This is a genomic window from Novosphingobium gossypii (assembly GCF_050433305.1).
GTDB lineage: Bacteria > Pseudomonadota > Alphaproteobacteria > Sphingomonadales > Sphingomonadaceae > Novosphingobium > Novosphingobium gossypii.
On sequence record NZ_JBNPXM010000002.1, the window covers coordinates 82442 to 98216 of the forward strand.

Annotated in this window: 16 protein-coding genes; 10 read left to right on the forward strand and 6 right to left on the reverse strand. The window is 65.5% G+C overall.

The annotated features are described in order from the left end of the window. Positions 1-102 precede the first annotated feature (102 nt). Genes GGR40_RS05990 through GGR40_RS06000 form a run of 3 tightly spaced genes read right to left on the reverse strand, consistent with a single transcriptional unit; the run spans position 103 to position 2188 of the window. Entirely contained in the window at positions 103-393 is a 291-nt protein-coding gene (locus tag GGR40_RS05990; RefSeq protein WP_429275299.1) for a DUF1330 domain-containing protein, read from the reverse strand. Between the two features lie 26 nt (positions 394-419). Beyond that, entirely contained in the window at positions 420-1004 is a 585-nt protein-coding gene (locus GGR40_RS05995; protein ID WP_429275300.1) for a cupin domain-containing protein, read from the reverse strand. An 8-nt stretch (positions 1005-1012) separates the two neighbouring features. Next, positions 1013-2188 (reverse strand): LLM class flavin-dependent oxidoreductase, encoded by a 1176-nt coding sequence (locus GGR40_RS06000; RefSeq protein ID WP_429275301.1) that lies wholly within the window; start codon positions 2186-2188, stop codon positions 1013-1015. Positions 2189-2378: 190 nt separating this feature from the next. Between GGR40_RS06000 and GGR40_RS06005 the strand changes: the two genes are divergently transcribed. From GGR40_RS06005 to GGR40_RS06035, 7 genes are all read left to right on the forward strand, one after another. After that, positions 2379-3305 (forward strand): LysR family transcriptional regulator, encoded by a 927-nt coding sequence (locus tag GGR40_RS06005; RefSeq protein WP_429275302.1) that lies wholly within the window; start codon positions 2379-2381, stop codon positions 3303-3305. A gap of 137 nt (positions 3306-3442) precedes the next feature. Beyond that, complete coding sequence (locus GGR40_RS06010) at positions 3443-4510, forward strand: DUF3089 domain-containing protein (protein WP_429275303.1); 1068 nt, start codon at positions 3443-3445, stop codon at positions 4508-4510. A gap of 13 nt (positions 4511-4523) precedes the next feature. After that, on the forward strand, positions 4524-5381 hold the full coding sequence (locus tag GGR40_RS06015) for a phytanoyl-CoA dioxygenase family protein (RefSeq protein WP_429275304.1): 858 nt from the start codon (positions 4524-4526) through the stop codon (positions 5379-5381). Between the two features lie 16 nt (positions 5382-5397). Then, positions 5398-5982 carry a hypothetical protein gene (locus GGR40_RS06020; protein WP_429275305.1) on the forward strand — a complete coding sequence of 195 codons (585 nt, stop codon included), beginning with the start codon at positions 5398-5400 and terminating at the stop codon, positions 5980-5982. Positions 5983-6022: 40 nt separating this feature from the next. After that, positions 6023-7390 (forward strand): MFS transporter, encoded by a 1368-nt coding sequence (locus GGR40_RS06025; protein ID WP_429275306.1) that lies wholly within the window; start codon positions 6023-6025, stop codon positions 7388-7390. Positions 7391-7408: 18 nt separating this feature from the next. After that, complete coding sequence (locus GGR40_RS06030) at positions 7409-7741, forward strand: hypothetical protein (protein ID WP_429275307.1); 333 nt, start codon at positions 7409-7411, stop codon at positions 7739-7741. Further along, a complete protein-coding gene (locus tag GGR40_RS06035) occupies positions 7738-8886 on the forward strand; it encodes a class I SAM-dependent methyltransferase (protein ID WP_429275308.1) in 1149 nt (382 codons plus the stop codon). The genes GGR40_RS06030 and GGR40_RS06035 overlap by 4 nt, the downstream gene beginning before the upstream one ends. Here GGR40_RS06035 and GGR40_RS06040 read toward each other — a convergent pair. Then, a complete protein-coding gene (locus GGR40_RS06040) occupies positions 8872-9306 on the reverse strand; it encodes a cupin domain-containing protein (RefSeq protein ID WP_429275309.1) in 435 nt (144 codons plus the stop codon). The two genes, GGR40_RS06035 and GGR40_RS06040, sit on opposite strands and share 15 nt — an antisense overlap. 90 nt (positions 9307-9396) lie before the next feature. Between GGR40_RS06040 and GGR40_RS06045 the strand changes: the two genes are divergently transcribed. Further along, positions 9397-10335: a hydroxymethylglutaryl-CoA lyase gene (locus GGR40_RS06045; RefSeq protein ID WP_429275310.1), complete on the forward strand. Its 939-nt coding sequence runs from the start codon at positions 9397-9399 to the stop codon at positions 10333-10335. 114 nt (positions 10336-10449) lie between these two features. Continuing rightward, the gene (locus GGR40_RS06050) at positions 10450-11877 is read left to right on the forward strand and encodes an MFS transporter (RefSeq protein WP_429275311.1); all 1428 of its coding nucleotides are present in this window, start codon (positions 10450-10452) and stop codon (positions 11875-11877) included. A 78-nt stretch (positions 11878-11955) separates the two neighbouring features. Here GGR40_RS06050 and GGR40_RS06055 read toward each other — a convergent pair whose 3' ends face one another. After that, positions 11956-12717, reverse strand: coding sequence for an SDR family NAD(P)-dependent oxidoreductase (locus tag GGR40_RS06055; protein ID WP_429275312.1), 762 nt, complete (start codon positions 12715-12717; stop codon positions 11956-11958). Between the two features lie 2 nt (positions 12718-12719). Next, complete coding sequence (locus tag GGR40_RS06060; RefSeq protein ID WP_429275313.1) at positions 12720-13538, reverse strand: alpha/beta fold hydrolase; 819 nt, start codon at positions 13536-13538, stop codon at positions 12720-12722. A 187-nt stretch (positions 13539-13725) separates the two neighbouring features. Here GGR40_RS06060 and GGR40_RS06065 point away from each other — a divergent pair, with 187 nt between their 5' ends. Then, on the forward strand, positions 13726-15774 hold the full coding sequence (locus tag GGR40_RS06065; protein WP_429275314.1) for a hydantoinase/oxoprolinase family protein: 2049 nt from the start codon (positions 13726-13728) through the stop codon (positions 15772-15774). The last annotated feature ends 1 nt before the right edge of the window (position 15775 follow it).

Consider the following 15775-nt stretch of genomic DNA (forward strand, 5'->3'; position numbering starts at 1 on the left):
CATGCATGTACCTTCTGCGAGCGATCTCCGGGATGCAGCCAGACGTGGTTTATCCGCCTGCCGACGAAGGAAGCCTCGGCGGCAGGCGAACCGGGGCTGCGGTCAGGGGGCCACGATCAGACGTGTCTGCACCGTTCCAGCACCCTGGCGCAGAGCGGCACCCGCCTTGTATTCGGGGCTTTTCGCATAGGCGAGCGCGGCTTCCTCGGTCTCGAAGCGAGAGACGACGACGCGCTCGTCCGGGTTGACGTCGCCTTCCAGGACTTCGCTCACTTTGCCGCGCACGAGATACTCGCCGCCGTGCTTCTCGCTGAGGCCGGCGATGGCCTTTACGTATTCGCCGAATTTCTCGGCATCGGTGATGACTACGGTTGCCACGATGTATGCTGCCATGTCGGCTCCTTTCGGTTGTGGTGGGATTACTTGTGTTCTGCGGGCGCATTCCCGGCGGATGGCGATCCCTGAAGGCGTGCGCTGACGCACTGCTCTGCGGGCATTCCGTCCGGGCAGGAGCCGATCTTGGGCGCAAAGCTGTTTTCTTTGGGCAGCCGGACGGTGAGGATGCGGACAGGCTCCGTGCCGATGATGCGCGAGGTATGACCGCGCCCGGTGACATCGTTGGCCAGCACGATGTCGCCCTTGGACAGGATGTGCTTCGACCCGTCGCCAAGCCCCACCTCGAGCTGGCCTGCCAGCACGATCAGGAAGCGTGGAGTCGATACGCCGTGATAGTCGATGAAGTCGCCTGGTAGCGTGTCTCCAATCTCCACGTCGGTGGCGTAGAGGCGGCTCTGCACGCTTTTTCCGGGCACGCCCCCGGTGCGGGGCAGCGCCTTCATCTTGAGGTGCGATTCCCCGTCCGCGCCGCCGTACATCTCGAGGACGCGGAAGGCGTTGGCCCCCGGGGACAGCGGCGAGACCGGCGGCGGCGCAGCAGTCGGACGATCCTCTGCGTGAGCGGGCAGTGCCGCCGAAAGCGCGAAAAGGAGAAGAAGGCGCTTCATGGCGGACCTCATGCCGGTTGTGTCGTGGAAGCGAGGCCAACCGGCCGGCCGGTACGGGCATCGTGCTCTGCGGCGAGGCGGCGCAGGGTGGGGATCAGTGCGCGGCCATGCAGGCCGATGTCGCCCAGCAGGTCGAAGCCACGCAGCAGAAAGCCGCTGATGCCCATCGCGTAGTAGTCCATCATCGCGTCGGCGACCTGTTCCGCCGTTCCCACCAGCGCTGGCGGGAGCATCGGCGTGGAGAAGCTGACCGAGGCCTTGGTTATGCCGGTCCACAACCGCTTGTCGAGCAGATCCCTGCCCCCCGCGATCGCTTCCAGTTCGGTGCGGCCCGATCCTCCGCGCGTGGTGGCCAGTTTGGGGTCGAGGCGCATGCCGGTGCTGGCGGCCGGACCCGCGTCAGCCATCCCGCGCTGCTGTTCCAGGGCCGTCTCGCGCAGGGCATCGACGACGTCGGCTGCGGCTTTCCACGCGGCTTCCTCCGTATCGCCCAGGATTACGCGCACCGATGTCTGGATGCGGACGGGGCGGCCGCTGCGCCGCCATGCTTCATGGATCTGCGCGACTGTATCGGTCATCTGGTCGATCGGCTTCAGCCCGCCGATCGCATAGACGTCCGCCACCTGTGCGCCCTTTTCCAGCGCCAGCGGCGAAGATCCGCCCCAATAGATAGGGATCGTGCCGTTTACCGGCCTGAGTTCGGAAAGCGCGCTGTTGAAGCGGTAATACTCGCCGTCATGATCCACAGGCTGCGTTGCGCTCCATATCCGACGCATAACGGATACGTACTCGGCGCTGCGGTGGTAGCGTTCGTCCTTGGTATGGAAATCGCCGTCGCACTGCAGTTCGGCATCGTTGGCGCCGGTGATGACGTGGACGCCGGCCCGCCCGCCACAGAGATTGTCGAGCGTGGCGAACATGCGCGCGGCCATCGTCGGGGCGATGAAGCCGGGACGGTGCGCGATCATGAACGCCAGTCGGCGCGTGACCGCAGCGGCGTGGGTGGCGATGGCGAAAGGGTCGGGCGCGAAGGAGTTCTGAAGGATGAGGACGCGGTCGAAGTCGTTCTCGTCGAAAGCGCGCGCCATCTGCTCGATCATCTCGACGTCGAAGGCCGGCCCGCCGCCGGAGCTGATCTCCGAGGCGTTGCGGTGGAGTAGCACTCCAAGGATTTCGAGAGGCATCTGGACGGCTCCGTAGACGGCGGCGGGGCCGCAGCGCCCATTTCGGCAATGGAGAGCGTGGCCGCGACGACAGGTGGGGTGAAGCCGATGCGTGGCATTCCTTCGCGTGGCGGATAATTGAAGTTATCTATTACTCTTGTTCATAGGTTTGATCTCTCCTTGGCGCCGAGACGCCACAAAGGATCCTGCCATGAACATCGCCAAGCTCGAACGGATGATCGCGGTCTATGAATCCGGCAGCTTCCGCAAGGCGGCGAAGCTGTTCGGGATGTCGCAGCCGGCGCTGACGTGGAGCATCCGCCAGCTCGAGGAAAGCCTGAACCTGTCGCTGTTCGTGCGTGGTCCGCGCGGTATCAGGCCCACGGATGCGTGCGAACGGCTGATCGTGCGCGCCCGCCTTATCGTTAGCGAACAGCAGCGGCTGCTGGCCGAAGTCGAGCGCAGCAGCCGCGCGCAGGCCATCGAACTGGGTGTTCACCCGGTGATGATCAATGCGCGGTTTTCCCGGTCCATCGCGCGGTTCCGGGAGGCCATGCCCGATGTCGCCCTGCGCATCGTCGAGGGATACAGCTCGGAACTGCACGAAAGGCTGCGGCAGGGCGAGATCGACCTTGCCTACTGCGCCAATGCCACGAGCGGCCAGGACGACGAGGAGTTCGATTTCATGCCGCTGGTTCAGCAGTTCTACTCGGTCTTCGCCTGTCCCGAACACCGGATCTTTGCGGTGGCGGAGCCGGGCGTCCCGCGCGAACCGCATGACTGGGCGCAAGTCGCCGTGCCCAATCTGACGTCCGACCAGGGCGGGGCGCAGGATCTCATGATGCTGCTCGAAGGTGTCGGCATGACGCCGGCCCGGGCGGCGGTGCGTTCGGGGTCGATGGGCCTGATCCGGTCGCTGGTGGTGGATGCCGGGATGCTGGGCATGTTGCCGGACGACTTCGTCTTCGCCGAACTGGCTGCCGGCACCTTGCAACGGGTGCCTGGCACGCAGGTGGAGGCGCCGCCGATAGGGCTGCTGAGCGTCATCGGCAGTTATCGCAGCGCCTCGGTGCGGGCGTTCCATGCGCTGCTCAAGCAGGACGCCCGGGGCGATCGCACTTTCGCCATCGCCTTATAAGGAAAGTCTATCGCCTGCCGAGATTTGCACGCTGTTCAGCCCGGTTCCGTTCGATCACGTTGAAGGCGTCGCGACGGAGCGGGCAAAGCCATGCGATCCCGGCTTCACATCCCTGCAGACATAAAGGCCGACCGGACATGAAGCCTCTGTTGCGAATGCTGTTTGCCTGTTCCTCCGTGCTAGTGGTGTTGTCGCCCGCGCACGCGGAACCGCCCGCACCCGATTACGCACGCGTATCCAACTGGGCCGCCAGAGGGAGAGACGAGGGCGCCGCAGCGACGGTCGCCCCCGGAGCGTCCGCGCGGCAGAACCTGCCCGTGGACGTGTTCTACATTCATCCGACGACCGACCGGAGCCTTGATCGTACCAACCAGCCGGTGGCGGACAAGGCCATCGATGCGTGGACCGACGCAAGTGTGATCGCGCGGCAGGCGGGGGCATTCAACGGCTGTTGCCGCGTATTCGCACCACGATATCGGCAGGCGACCGCCGGCGCCCAGCGCAAGGGTGCCGCCGTGCGCGATGCGGCATTTGCGCTGGCCTACTCGGACGTGAAGCGCGCCTTCGCCTACTATCTTGCGCACTATGGCAAAGGCCGTCCGTTCATTCTTGTCGGCCACAGTCAGGGCGCGGCCCATCTGGAGCGCCTGCTGGATGAGGAAATCGACGGCAAGCCGATCGCGGTACGGCTGGTGGCGGCCTATGACGTGGGTATCACTTTTCCTGCGGCGAAGTACGACCGCGCCTGGTCCACCCTGAAGCCGTGTGCCAAGCCGGACAGCACCGGCTGCGTCGTCCATTGGGCTTCGGTGCTGCCGGGGGCCGATCTGGCAAAAAGCGCTTCCTTTGCCGAGCAGTACAACCGCACCGTCCTGCCGCAGGGGACAGATCCCGCGGTGCTGTGCATCAACCCGCTGACCTTCGATCGCGCCCGACCTGTCGCGGGACGCGAGGCGGCGCAGGGTGCGGTGCCGGGTACGCCCGATGAAAGCCCGATCCGGGCAATCGTCCCGCATGCCGTTTCCGTGCGGTGCGACCACGGTTTGCTGGTGGTCGATCCCGATCCGGCGCTGGGCCTCAAGCCGCTGGCCGGGGACAGCATGCACTACCACGATATCGGCCTGTTCTACGAAGACGTGCGCCGAAACGCCATCCTGCGCGCCCGCACATGGCTGGCCGCTCACCCCAATCTTTCCAGACATTGAGAAGAGGAAGAAGATGAACAGGGAACCTCTCAATCCGATCACGCAGCAGCACATCGACGATTATGCGCGCGACGGCGTCGTCTGCCTGCGCCAGATGTTCGATGCGGAATGGATCGCGGTCCTTCAGGAAGCCGCGCGGGCGGTGGAAAGCGATCCCGAGGCCTTCGGGCAGACCGGCCCGTCGCATGGCGCGATGATCTCCGTCGCGCATCTGTGGCGCAATTCCGGCCCTTTCCGCGACTTCGTGTTCAATTCTCCCGCCGGCGAGATCGTCGGGCGGGTGATCGGCGCGGACAATGTGCAGATGTTCCATGACCATCTGTTCCGCAAGCCGCCCCGGTCGCCGTCGATCATGCAGTGGCACGCCGACCACCTGTGGCCGTTCACCGGCTCGATGATCCCCAACCTGTGGGTGGCGCTTTCTCCGGTGAACCGCGAGAACGGTCAGATCGAGTTCGTCGCCGGCTATCACACGTTCTGCATGGAGACGGGATCGCGCTTCGGCCCGGCGGGCGACGGCACGTTCCGCTTCCCCGATTTCCAGGCGGAGCGCGACAATCCCGAATTCCCGTTCCGCTTCGTCACCTGGGATCTTGAGCCGGGCGATGCGGTGCTGTTCCACGTCGACATTCCGCACTATTCCAAGGGCAACGATTCCGAGACGCTGGCGCGGACTGGCCTTGCCATGCGGATGATCGGTGACGATGCCTACTGGTGCCCGCGCGAAGGGCTGACCCCGGTGCCCGGCGTCGACGTCCTTGCCCAGCCCGAAGGCGTCCATCCCGCCCCCAGCGAGGAATTGCCGCTGATCTGGCATCGCCCTGACAGCGAACCGCGCGCCTTTGTGCCCGTGCGCGATCAGGCCGCCTGACGAAAGGATCCGCGACATGACCATGCACAGCAAACGCGATTTCCTTGCCGGCGGCGGCATGCTGATGGCGATGATGGGCTTGTCCCACCATGCAGAAGCACGGCAGATGCCGCCGCCGGTGAAGCCGCTGCCGGGGCAGGGCTTTCCCATGGAGTTCAAGGGCACCGGCGATCCGATGCCGTGGATAAAGCGGGTGTTTCACCTCTACTCCGGCGCGGATGGCCTGACGCGGGCCGAGCAGCTCGATGTCATCGAGCCCAAGGGGCAGGAGATCGCCACCCTGCTGCGGCGGACGGCAGAGCGGGTGACGCTTGGCGGGACGCAGCCCAACGCGGGATTCGGTTTCCACGTCGCCAACCAGCCGACGCTGCTGATCCCGCTGTTCGGCGCCATGATCATTGGCCTGCATGACGGGACCGAGCACGTTCTGCGGCACGGCGACCTTGCCTACGCGGAAGACTGCACCGGCAAGGGCCACATCTCGAAGGCCGGGCCGGAAGGTTCGTTCATGGTGGCGGTGCAGCTTCCCAAGGCCGGCTGCCCGAAAGTCGGCAGCTCGGACATGGCCAGTGTATGGTCGGACCCGCAGCCCGCCGACTGACCCCCAACAGGATACGGCCTCAGGCAGGGAGAAGCCGCAGATGAAGAAAAGCGCATATATCGGATGGGCGATCGGCTCGTTCACCTCGGCGGCACTGGTGAGCGCGGTGGGCCTGCTTCACTTGCGCTTCATGACGGATTCTCTGGGCCTGGCGATTGCACTGGCCGGGACGCTGACGGTGGCGGCCAAGATCTACGATGCGATGACCGATCCGCTGATGGGCTATATCGGAGACCGCACGCGGACGCGTTTCGGGCAGTTCCGCCCCTATCTGCTGGTGGGTGGGCTGCTGGCGGGACTCGCCATGATCCTGCTGTTCAATGTCCCCGGCGGCATCGGCGGAGAGTCTCTGTGGCTCTACGTCGGTTTCACGCTGCTGCTCTATTCCACCGCCTACACCATGTTCCGTATCCCCTATCTGGCGCTGGGCCGGGCGATCACGGACGATTTCCACGCCCGGTCGCGGCTGATGACGTTCAGCGTCTACGGTTCCTCGCTGGGCAGCTTTGCGGCAACGTCGGCGGCCCCCTTCCTGCTGGCGCGGCTGGGGAGCGACCGTGCCGGGCACGGACATGTCGCGCTGGTGCTGGGCGCGGCCATTGCGCTTGGCGGGATTGCATCGTTCCTGCTGCTGAAGGAGCGGCACCCGGTCGAAGCGGAGAGCAGGCCGACTGGTTCATTCGCTGCCACCTGGGCTGCCCTCAGGGCCAATCGGCCGTTCCTGTGCCTGATGGGCTTCAAAATGGTGCTGTTCACGGGCCTTGCGGTCCACATCACGGCGATCCCCTACTACACCCGCCACGTCCTGCATGTGACCGATACGGCGCTGGGCACGATCTTTGCGGTGCAGACGGCGATGATGGTGCTGTCGCAGATGCTGTGGGTCCGCATGGCAAGCCGCTTCGGGCGCCGCAACGCACTGGTGGGTGCCGGTTCGCTTTGCGCTATCGCCTATACGGTATGGGCGCTGATCCCGGCAGGCTCGCCGTTCCCGCTCATCTACGTCGCCTGCGCCTTGTCCGGCACGGCGAGCGGCGGCGTGTTTCTGGGCCTCTACACCGTCCTGACTGACACCATGGACTATTCCCGCCGCGTTCAGGGAGAGAACCGCGCCGGGATGCTGGCAGGCGTCTTCGTGATGGTGGAAAAGGGAACGTCGGCCATGGGCATCTTCGCGTTCAGCACGATCATGAGCTGGACCGGCTTCGTGTCCGCCACCGGAGCAGGCGCGGCCGAGCAGCCCGCCGCAGTGAAGACGGGTATCATGGTCACTGTCGCGCTGGTGCCTGCGCTGGGTGCAGTGATCGCCAGCATCATCATGCTGCGTTATCGCCTGCCGGAGACAGCCGAGGATACTGTTGCACCGTTGCCGCAGACGTTGCAGCCAGTGGGGGCACAGTCCAACTGATCCGAAGAGCTGCCATTCATGACCCGCCAGACGCTACCCCGCACGCCCAACCGGCTTGACGCGATCGACGGCAGTCGGGCAATGGACGAGCAGCTTCTGGCGATGATCGTCGGCCTGACTTCGGAACTGACCGTGCTGCGCGCGCGCCTGGACGCATGCGAGCGGCTGCTTGGCGCGTCAGGTGCGTTGCCGCCCGGAGCCGTCGATGGCTTCGAGCCCGATGCGCAGGCCGCCGCCGAACGCGAGGGCCTGCGCAGGAAGACGCTGGAAAAGGTGTTCCGTCCCCTTCGCGAGGCCGCGCAGGCGGAACTCGCCGCCATGAACGGCGCCCTAGAGGAGACAACCGCGTGAGCGAAGAGATGACCGAAGCCCGTGCACGGCTGGACCACCCGCTGATCGCTGTCCCCAGTCATGACGAACTGGCCGAGCAGCTTTTCGTGCGCGATCTCAAGCTCTACGTCATGGGTCAGATCGAGCCGGTGCAGGCGCGCATCGCTGCGGCGGAGCAGAAGGCAGCGGCAGGCGCGAACGATGGAGCGGCAGCCCTGCGCGAGCGGATGGCGCGGCACGAAAGCTTCGCCACCTGGCTTTCGCTCAAGCGCGAATCGCAGCGCCAGCTCTGGTCCAGCGTCGCCGACAGCGTGGAGCGGCAGGCGGATGCGCTGGAAGCGCTGGCCGCCGTCGAAGCGCCGCTGGGGTCGGTGCGTACCGATGCCGATTTCGCTGTCCCTGACTACATTCGCCGGGGCGACATACACCTGATGCCGGGCGGCAACGCCCATGACGACGGCTCCATCCTGCAAGGCGCCGTGATGGATCGCGGCGGTGCGGTCTACATGCTGGGGCGCAACGGCGGTATGCTCAACGACTTGCGCGGGCAGACGGCGATGGCGCATGTGCTGACGCGCTTTCCCGACCTGGAGCCGCGCCGCATCCTGGACATGGGCTGCGGCATCGGCACCAGCACGGTACCCGCCGCGACCTGCTTCCCGGACGCGGAAGTCCACGGCATCGACGTCGGCGCATCGATGCTGCGCTATGCCCACGCCCGTGCCGAGCACTTGGGTGCGAGCGTACACTTTTCCCAGCAGAATGCGGAGCGGACCGACTTTGCCGATGGCAGCTTCGACCTGGTGTTCAGCTGCGTAATGTTCCACGAGACGTCGCAGGCCGCGACGATGGCGATCATCGCTGAAAGCCGACGCCTGCTGCGCCCCGGCGGCGTGGCGGTGCATCTTGAGGTGCCGCTGCTGCACGACAACTCCGACGCCTGGGTGGAACTGTCAGGCGAACTGGAAGCGCAGTACAACAACGAACCCAACTGGCGCGGCGCGCTGAGCGCCGATTACCGCGCCCTGTTCGAGGGGGCAGGGTTCTCCGCCGTCGAGACCGGCTATCAGGCAACCAGCCCGGCAGCGCGCAGCGGCCCGTTGCGCTACGGTCCGGAAAGCGAAGGCGTGTTCCGGTCGTGGTTCGTGGTTTCAGGCGTGGCGTGACCCGTTTCCGGTTGCGGCGCTAACCAAATCCCGCATCTGGCCCTCGGTCCCGTCGCCAAAGCCGATCCCCATGGTCAGGCAGGGTGTGTTTCCGACCGGCCAGGATCGGTGCCCCTGTCCGGTCGTGTCGAGCATCACCAGCACGTCACCGGGGCGCAGGCCGTGGCGTGATCCATCGCTGGCTTCGATCTCCCATTCGCCTTCCAGCGTGATCGAAAGGCCGGCCATGCCGCTGGTGTGCCAGTCCGTCGCATGCAGCGGATCGCCTCCGGCAATGCCCCACATCGTGGCAGCAGCGACGCCTGCCCAATGCGTGGAGCCGTCGTCGCCGACCACCTTGCGGGTGAGCGGCAGATCCAGATCGATGAGGCGCGAGCCGCCGTTTTCCGTGGCGTAGATGCATACGGCGCTTTTGGACATCCCGCGTTCCTTCCCCAATCGCCAATGGACAGACGGTTCACAAATGATATATAGCTATAACAATATAAACAAGCAGAGAGCAAAAGCATCGTGTCGGTTCTGATCAGCGAAGTTGGCCCCCGCGATGGCCTGCAGAACGTCAAGGCAGTCATGCCTACCGAAGCCAAAAAGGCCTGGATAAGGGCCGAGGCGGCCGCCGGCGTGCGTGAGATCGAAGTGGGCAGCTTCGTTCCCGCCAAGCTCCTGCCTCAGCTTGCCGACACCGCGGAGATCGTCGCTTTTGCGCGCACCATCCCCGATCTGACGGTGGCGGTGCTGGTGCCCAACGCGCGCGGCGCCGCCGATGCCATCGCTGCGGGCGCGCACAAGCTGACCCTGCCGCTGTCGGTATCGGAAACCCATTCGCTCAAGAACCTGCGCCGCACGCACGATCAGGTCATCGAGGAAGCCGCCCGCATCACCGCGATGATCCGCGAATTGCCCGAAGGCGACCGGCCCCATTTCGAGGGCAGCCTGTCCACGGTCTTCGGTTGCACGCTGGAGGGCACGCTGCCGGATGCGCAGATTGCGCGGCTGGCAGAACGGCTGATGGCGGCGGGCTGCGACGAAGTGGGCCTGTCCGACACCACCGGCTATGCCGATCCCGCAGCCGTTCGCCATCTGGTGAAGCTGGTGCGCGGGGTGGTGGGCGATGCAGCGCTGACCGGCATCCACCTGCACAATACCCGTGGGCTGGGGCTGGCAAACGTGCTCGCGGCGCTGGAATGCGGGCTGGACACTATCGATTCCTCGCTCGGCGGGCTTGGCGGCTGTCCTTTCGCGCCCGGAGCCAGCGGGAACATCGTGACCGAGGATCTGGCCTTCATGCTGGAGGCTATGGGCATCGATACCGGCATCGATCTGGACCGCCTGTTCGCAGTGCGCCGGATCGTGGCCGACGCGCTTCCGGGAGAGCCGCTTTATGGCTTCGTCACCGATGCGGGCCTGCCCCTGGGGTTCCGTCCTGCGGCCCTGCGCGAAGCGGCCTGATGGTTTTCCCCGCCACGCGAACAGGCTAATCTGTATCTTCCATAAGCGACGCCCCGTGCGCTAGCGTGCTGCCCTTGTCCTCCTCTCTCCTTCAAGGACGCTGGCACCATAGCCATGACACATGACCTAAAACGCGTTCCTACCCGCACGGCTGCCGCCTATGGTGCGGGACAGCTTGGTGCCCAGATTTTCCGCGATACGCCCGCGGTCCTGCTGCCGATCTTCATGACCACGATCCTGGGTATTCCCCCATGGCTGTCGGGCGTCGTCATCCTGATCCCCAAGCTGTGGGTGATCGTGTGCGATCCGCTGGTCGGCGTCTTTTCCGATCGCAAGAAGGAAACATGGGGCCGCACCCGATTCCTGACCATCGGCGCGATCCTGACCAGCGTGGGCTTCGCCAGCCTGTTCGCCTTCGTCGACTATCCGGGGCCTTATGCTGCGGCGGGCGCGATCTGTCTGCTGTTCCTTGTCGCATCGACGGCGTTCAGCCTGTACTCGGTGCCATATCTTGCCGTTGCATCCGAACTTTCGGACGACACGCATGAACGCACGCGCATCCTGACCTTCCGCATGGTGGCGACGATCGGCGGGGTGGTGATTGGCGTGGGCGTGGCGCAGCCGCTCGTCTTCGCGCTGGGTGGCGGGGCGACGGGTTGGCATGTGATGGGCTATTCCTTTGCCGTCGTCTGCCTCATCTCCATGCTGATCCCCGCGATCTTCCTGCGCGGCGTACCGCTGCTCAAGAGCGCGCAGGGACCGACCGGGATGCTGGGCCAGCTCGGTTCGGTCACGTCGAACAAGCCGTTCATGATCCTGCTGGCAACGACGTTCATCCAGGGCATCGGCATGGCGTCCAGCTATACCGCGATCGGTTTCTTCTACGTCTATGCGCTCAACATGGTGCAGATCATCCCGACCTTCGTGATCGTGATGGCGTTCGGCAGCCTGATCGGCCAGCCGATCTTCCTTCACCTGTCGCGCCGGTTCGGCAAAGAGCGCTGCTATGTGGTGGGCTCGGCGCTGTGGATGCTGGTGACGACGACGTGGTTCTTCGTCGAGCCACAAAGCCCGGTGGTCGTCACGCTGCCGCTGATCGGCGACCTGACGCGTGAAGGGCTGCTGGTGCTCGCGCGCGGGCTGTTCATCGGCGTGGTCAACACCGGGTTCCTGCTGCTGTCGTTCTCGATGCTGACCGACACGGTGGATCTGCACCGCCGCCGCCACGGCTCTGCGAACGAGGGTGTCTTTTCCGGCATCTTCAGCGCGGCGGAAAAGCTGGCGTTCGCCCTTGGCCCGCTGGTGGCGGGCATCATCATGAGCAGCTTCGGCTTCGTCTCCTCCACCCACGGCGTGGTGGAGCAGAGCGAGCACGCGGTGCTTGGCGTGATCATGCTCTATTCGGTGGTGCCGGTGGTCACGCAGCTTCTCAGCCTGCTGGTGTTCTCTCGCTATCGGCTGAACCCGGAAGAGATTTCCACCGGTTCGGTGAACTGGCAGGATGCTGCCCGGTTGGAGCCTTCGCCGGGGCTGGAGCGCTGACCCTCTGATGGCAGTAAAAAGGCCCGCCTCGCTGATCTGGCGCGGCGGGCCTTTTCATGTGCATGACCTGCTGAGGCGTCAGGCGCCGGGGATGTTCCCGCCGTCGACCGGGATGAACACGCCGGATACCGCCTTGTTGGCCGGGTCCGCCAGGAACAGCACGGCAGCGGCAATGTCTTCGGGCGTGGCGAGGCGACCCAGCGGGCTGTAGGCCTCCATCTTGGCTAAGAAGTCGCCGTCGCTTTCTCCGTCAAGCTTGTTGCCCATCAGCATGTCGGTGGGCACTGCGCCCGGCAGAACGGCATTGACGCGCACACCGTACTTTCCTGCTGCGCGGGCAGCGGTGCGGGTGGTCATCAGCACCGCCGCCTTGGACCCGCAATAAGCCGCGCCGTCAGGGTTGGCGGTGATCGAAAGGCCCGATCCCATGTTGACGATGGAGCCGCCGGTACCGCGTGCCTTCATGCGAAGAATGGCATGTTTGCAGCCCAGGAACACGCCGTCGGAATTGATCGCGAAGTGCTGGCGCCACAAGTCCAGCGGCATGTCCTCGAACGGGATGTTGGGGCGGTAGATCCCGGCGTTGTTCACCAGCACGTCGATGCCGTTCAGTTCGCTGTCGACGAAGTCCAGCAGCGCTGCCCACGATTCCTCGCTGGTGACGTCCAGCCTGCGCTCGATCACTCCCCCGACGCTGGCGGCTTGATCCGATGCCGAAAGGTCGGCGCTGACCACGGTGGCGCCGCGTGCGCAGAAGGCGGCAACCATGGCCGTGCCCAATCCCCCCGCGCCGCCGGTGACGACGACGGTGCGCCCCCTGAAGGTATCCTGCGTCGTCATGCTCACTTCCATCCGGCATCGCGCAGAAACTGCGCTACCTCATCGGCCCAGGCTTCGGGCTGCTGATCGACGATGTCGACGCCGCCGCCTTCCAGCGCCGCAAAGGCGAAGTGCGGGAACAGCGCGTGGGCGCGCTTTGCATGATCGAAGATCATGTCGCCACTGTTGGTCAGAACCAGCACCGGCTGCCGGACCAGAGCAAGGCGCGGTTCCTGATCGTACATGAAGGCGGCGTTGTGGCCGTGCCAGAAAGCGCCGCGCCCCATCAGGGCCTGCACCACATAGTCGCTGATGCGGGCATGGGGGACGGTGCCCTCTGCCATCCTGTCGCGAATGTCGAAAAGCTCCGCCATATGGCCTGCATGTTCGCGCGCAGCGAAGCCCAGTTCCCACTGGTGCATGTTGTCGAGAAAATCCTGCCGGTCCTGCGCACTCACCAGCAGCGGCCCGTTGACGATCAGCGCGGCGATGCGGTCGGGGAAGGCCAGGGCACCCTCGGTGGCGGCCAGCGCGCCAGTGTGATGGCCCAGCAGCGCTGCCTGCCCGATGCCCAGCGCATCCAGCACGGCGGGGATCACCTGCGCATAGTCGGTCACGGTCGGGACGCCGGGCGCCGGATCGGACAGGCCGAAGCCGGGCATGTCGATGCCGATCGCGCAATAGCCGTGGGCGGCCAGGGGGGCATAGACATTGTCGAACTGGCCCGAAGTCATAGGCGCCTGATGGAACATCAGCAGCGCGGGGCCGTCGCCCTGCACCTGAAAGTGGACCTGACCGAAAGGGCCGTCCGCGTAATGACGGCGGGGCCACGGGTGCTGCATCGGGTATCTCCTGTCGCGGCCCGCGCGGGCCTTGCACGTCTTCGGTATCCCACCCGGTGCCATGGTCAAGCGGGCAGGGGTGGTCGGCGCGCACGCCTCTCCACCTGCCGGTCATTCGGGGCCACCGCACTGTCCTTGGCCGTCATGCAATGCTTGCTTGTACCCAATTCAAGCGGAGATTGGGTTCATGACTTATCGCCTGGGGGTGGACGTCGGTGGGACGTTTACCGACCTTTTGCTGCTCGACCAGAAGAACGGATCGTTCTGGCGGCACAAGACGCCTTCGACCCCGCATGACAGCTCGGAAGGCATCCTGAACGGCCTTGGCGCGATCTGCGAGAAAGCCAGCATCACGCCTGCCGATATCGAATACTTCCTGCATGGCACGACCGTTGCGACCAACGCGGTGCTGGAGGGCAAGGGATCGCGCGTGGGCCTCGTCGTCACCGAAGGGTACGGGCAGGTCATGCAGATCGCGCGTTCGTTCGTTCCCGGCGGTCTGGCCGGCTGGATCGTGTGGCCCAAGCCCGAACCGCTTGCCGCGCTGGAGGACACGGTGGAGATTGCCGGTCGCATCGATGCGCAAGGGCGCGAAATCCGCCCGATCGATGAAGCCGGCATCCGTGCCGCGCTGGAAAAGCTGAAGGGCCAGGGCGTCGAAGCACTGACCGTCAGCCTGATGAACGGCTACCTCAACGGCGCGCACGAAAAGCGCGTGGCCGAACTGGCGGCAGAGATCATGCCGGACGTGCCGATCTCGCTCAGCCATCTGGTCCTGCCGGAAATGCAGGAATACGAACGCACGCTGACCACCGTGGCCAACGCGGCGGTGCGCCCGGTGGTGGGCAAGTATGTCCGCAACCTGCGGGACAACCTGCGCGGCGGCGGCATGGCCGGTTCGCTTTCGCTGCTGCGCTCAGACGGCGGCCTCATGTCCTCCGAAAAGTCCGAGGAACAGCCTGTCGCGCTGCTCATGTCGGGCCCGGCGGGCGGCGTCACCGGGGCGCTGTGGGTCGGCAAGAATGCCGGCATCCGCAACATCCTGACGCTGGACGTCGGTGGCACCTCCACCGACGTCGCGCTGATCGAGAATCTTGAGGCGCGCCGCGTGCGCACCACCGAAGTCGGCCACCTGTCGGTCCGCGCATCGGCGCTGGACGTGAAGACGGTGGGCGCGGGCGGCGGCTCGATCGCCTATGTGCCCGAACTGACCGGCGCCCTTCGCGTCGGCCCGCAGTCGGCGGGCGCAGTGCCAGGGCCGGTGGCCTACGGCAAGGGCGGCACCCTGCCGACCGTGACCGACGCCAACGTGGTGCTGGGCTACCTGCCCGAAAACCTGCTGGGCGGCACGTTCAAGCTGGACCGCGAAGGCGCCAAGAAGTCCGTCCAGACCATCGCCGACAAGCTGGGCATCGGCCTGATGGAAGCGGCGCGCGGCATCATCGACATCGTCAACGAGAACATGTTCGGCGCGCTGCGCATGATCTCGGTGCAGCAGGGCTACGATCCGCGTCACTTCGCGGTGATGGGCTTTGGCGGCGCCGGTCCGCTCCACGTCAATGCCGTGGCGAAGCTGATGGGTTCGTGGCCTGCTGTCTCGCCCGTCTCGCCGGGCGTGCTCTGCGCACTGGGCGATGCCACCACGCGGATGCGCACGGAAACGGCGCGCTCGTTCTCCAAGCGGTTCTCGGAAACGCAGGAATCCGAAGTCATTTCCCTGCTTGAGGAAATGGCCGCGCAGACCACGAAGGAACTGACCGCGGAAGGCATCGCCGATGCCGACGTCACCGTGCAGTTCGAACTGGACGTGCGCTACGAAGGTCAGGCTTTCGAAGTGCCGCTTTCGATCAGCCCGGAAACGCTCAAGACGGACGGTCTTGCCGGCGTCAAGGCCCGCTTCGACGCGGAGCACGAGCGCCTGTTCACGTTCAACATGGATACCGAGCACGAGCTGGTGAACCTGCGCGCCGTGGCGCTCGGGCCGCTGCTCGAACTGGAGGCGCTGCGCCTGCCTGAAGGGAACGGCGATCCGATCGAGGCCAAGGTGCGCGACCACGAACTGTGGTACAACGGCGCCATGGCCCCCGCCGCGATCTACGACCGCGCGAAGCTGCGCGCCGGAGACGTCATCAAGGGTCCGGCGATCGTTACCGAGATGGACTCTACCACGCTCATCGAAGGCGACTGTGTCGGCACTGTCGATGCCGTCGGCAACATCCTGATCAACCTGGCCTGAG

What these genes read in the sequence shown, in the direction of transcription:
- GGR40_RS05990 (WP_429275299.1), bottom strand. Translation starts at nt 393, where the DNA reads ATGGCAGCATACATCGTGGCAACCGTAGTCATCACCGATGCCGAGAAA.
- GGR40_RS05995 (WP_429275300.1), bottom strand. Translation starts at nt 1,004, where the DNA reads ATGAAGCGCCTTCTTCTCCTTTTCGCGCTTTCGGCGGCACTGCCCGCT.
- GGR40_RS06000 (WP_429275301.1), bottom strand. Translation starts at nt 2,188, where the DNA reads ATGCCTCTCGAAATCCTTGGAGTGCTACTCCACCGCAACGCCTCGGAG.
- GGR40_RS06005 (WP_429275302.1), top strand. Translation starts at nt 2,379, where the DNA reads ATGAACATCGCCAAGCTCGAACGGATGATCGCGGTCTATGAATCCGGC.
- GGR40_RS06010 (WP_429275303.1), top strand. Translation starts at nt 3,443, where the DNA reads ATGAAGCCTCTGTTGCGAATGCTGTTTGCCTGTTCCTCCGTGCTAGTG.
- GGR40_RS06015 (WP_429275304.1), top strand. Translation starts at nt 4,524, where the DNA reads ATGAACAGGGAACCTCTCAATCCGATCACGCAGCAGCACATCGACGAT.
- GGR40_RS06020 (WP_429275305.1), top strand. Translation starts at nt 5,398, where the DNA reads ATGACCATGCACAGCAAACGCGATTTCCTTGCCGGCGGCGGCATGCTG.
- GGR40_RS06025 (WP_429275306.1), top strand. Translation starts at nt 6,023, where the DNA reads ATGAAGAAAAGCGCATATATCGGATGGGCGATCGGCTCGTTCACCTCG.
- GGR40_RS06030 (WP_429275307.1), top strand. Translation starts at nt 7,409, where the DNA reads ATGACCCGCCAGACGCTACCCCGCACGCCCAACCGGCTTGACGCGATC.
- GGR40_RS06040 (WP_429275309.1), bottom strand. Translation starts at nt 9,306, where the DNA reads ATGTCCAAAAGCGCCGTATGCATCTACGCCACGGAAAACGGCGGCTCG.
- GGR40_RS06050 (WP_429275311.1), top strand. Translation starts at nt 10,450, where the DNA reads ATGACACATGACCTAAAACGCGTTCCTACCCGCACGGCTGCCGCCTAT.
- GGR40_RS06055 (WP_429275312.1), bottom strand. Translation starts at nt 12,717, where the DNA reads ATGACGACGCAGGATACCTTCAGGGGGCGCACCGTCGTCGTCACCGGC.
- GGR40_RS06060 (WP_429275313.1), bottom strand. Translation starts at nt 13,538, where the DNA reads ATGCAGCACCCGTGGCCCCGCCGTCATTACGCGGACGGCCCTTTCGGT.
- GGR40_RS06065 (WP_429275314.1), top strand. Translation starts at nt 13,726, where the DNA reads ATGACTTATCGCCTGGGGGTGGACGTCGGTGGGACGTTTACCGACCTT.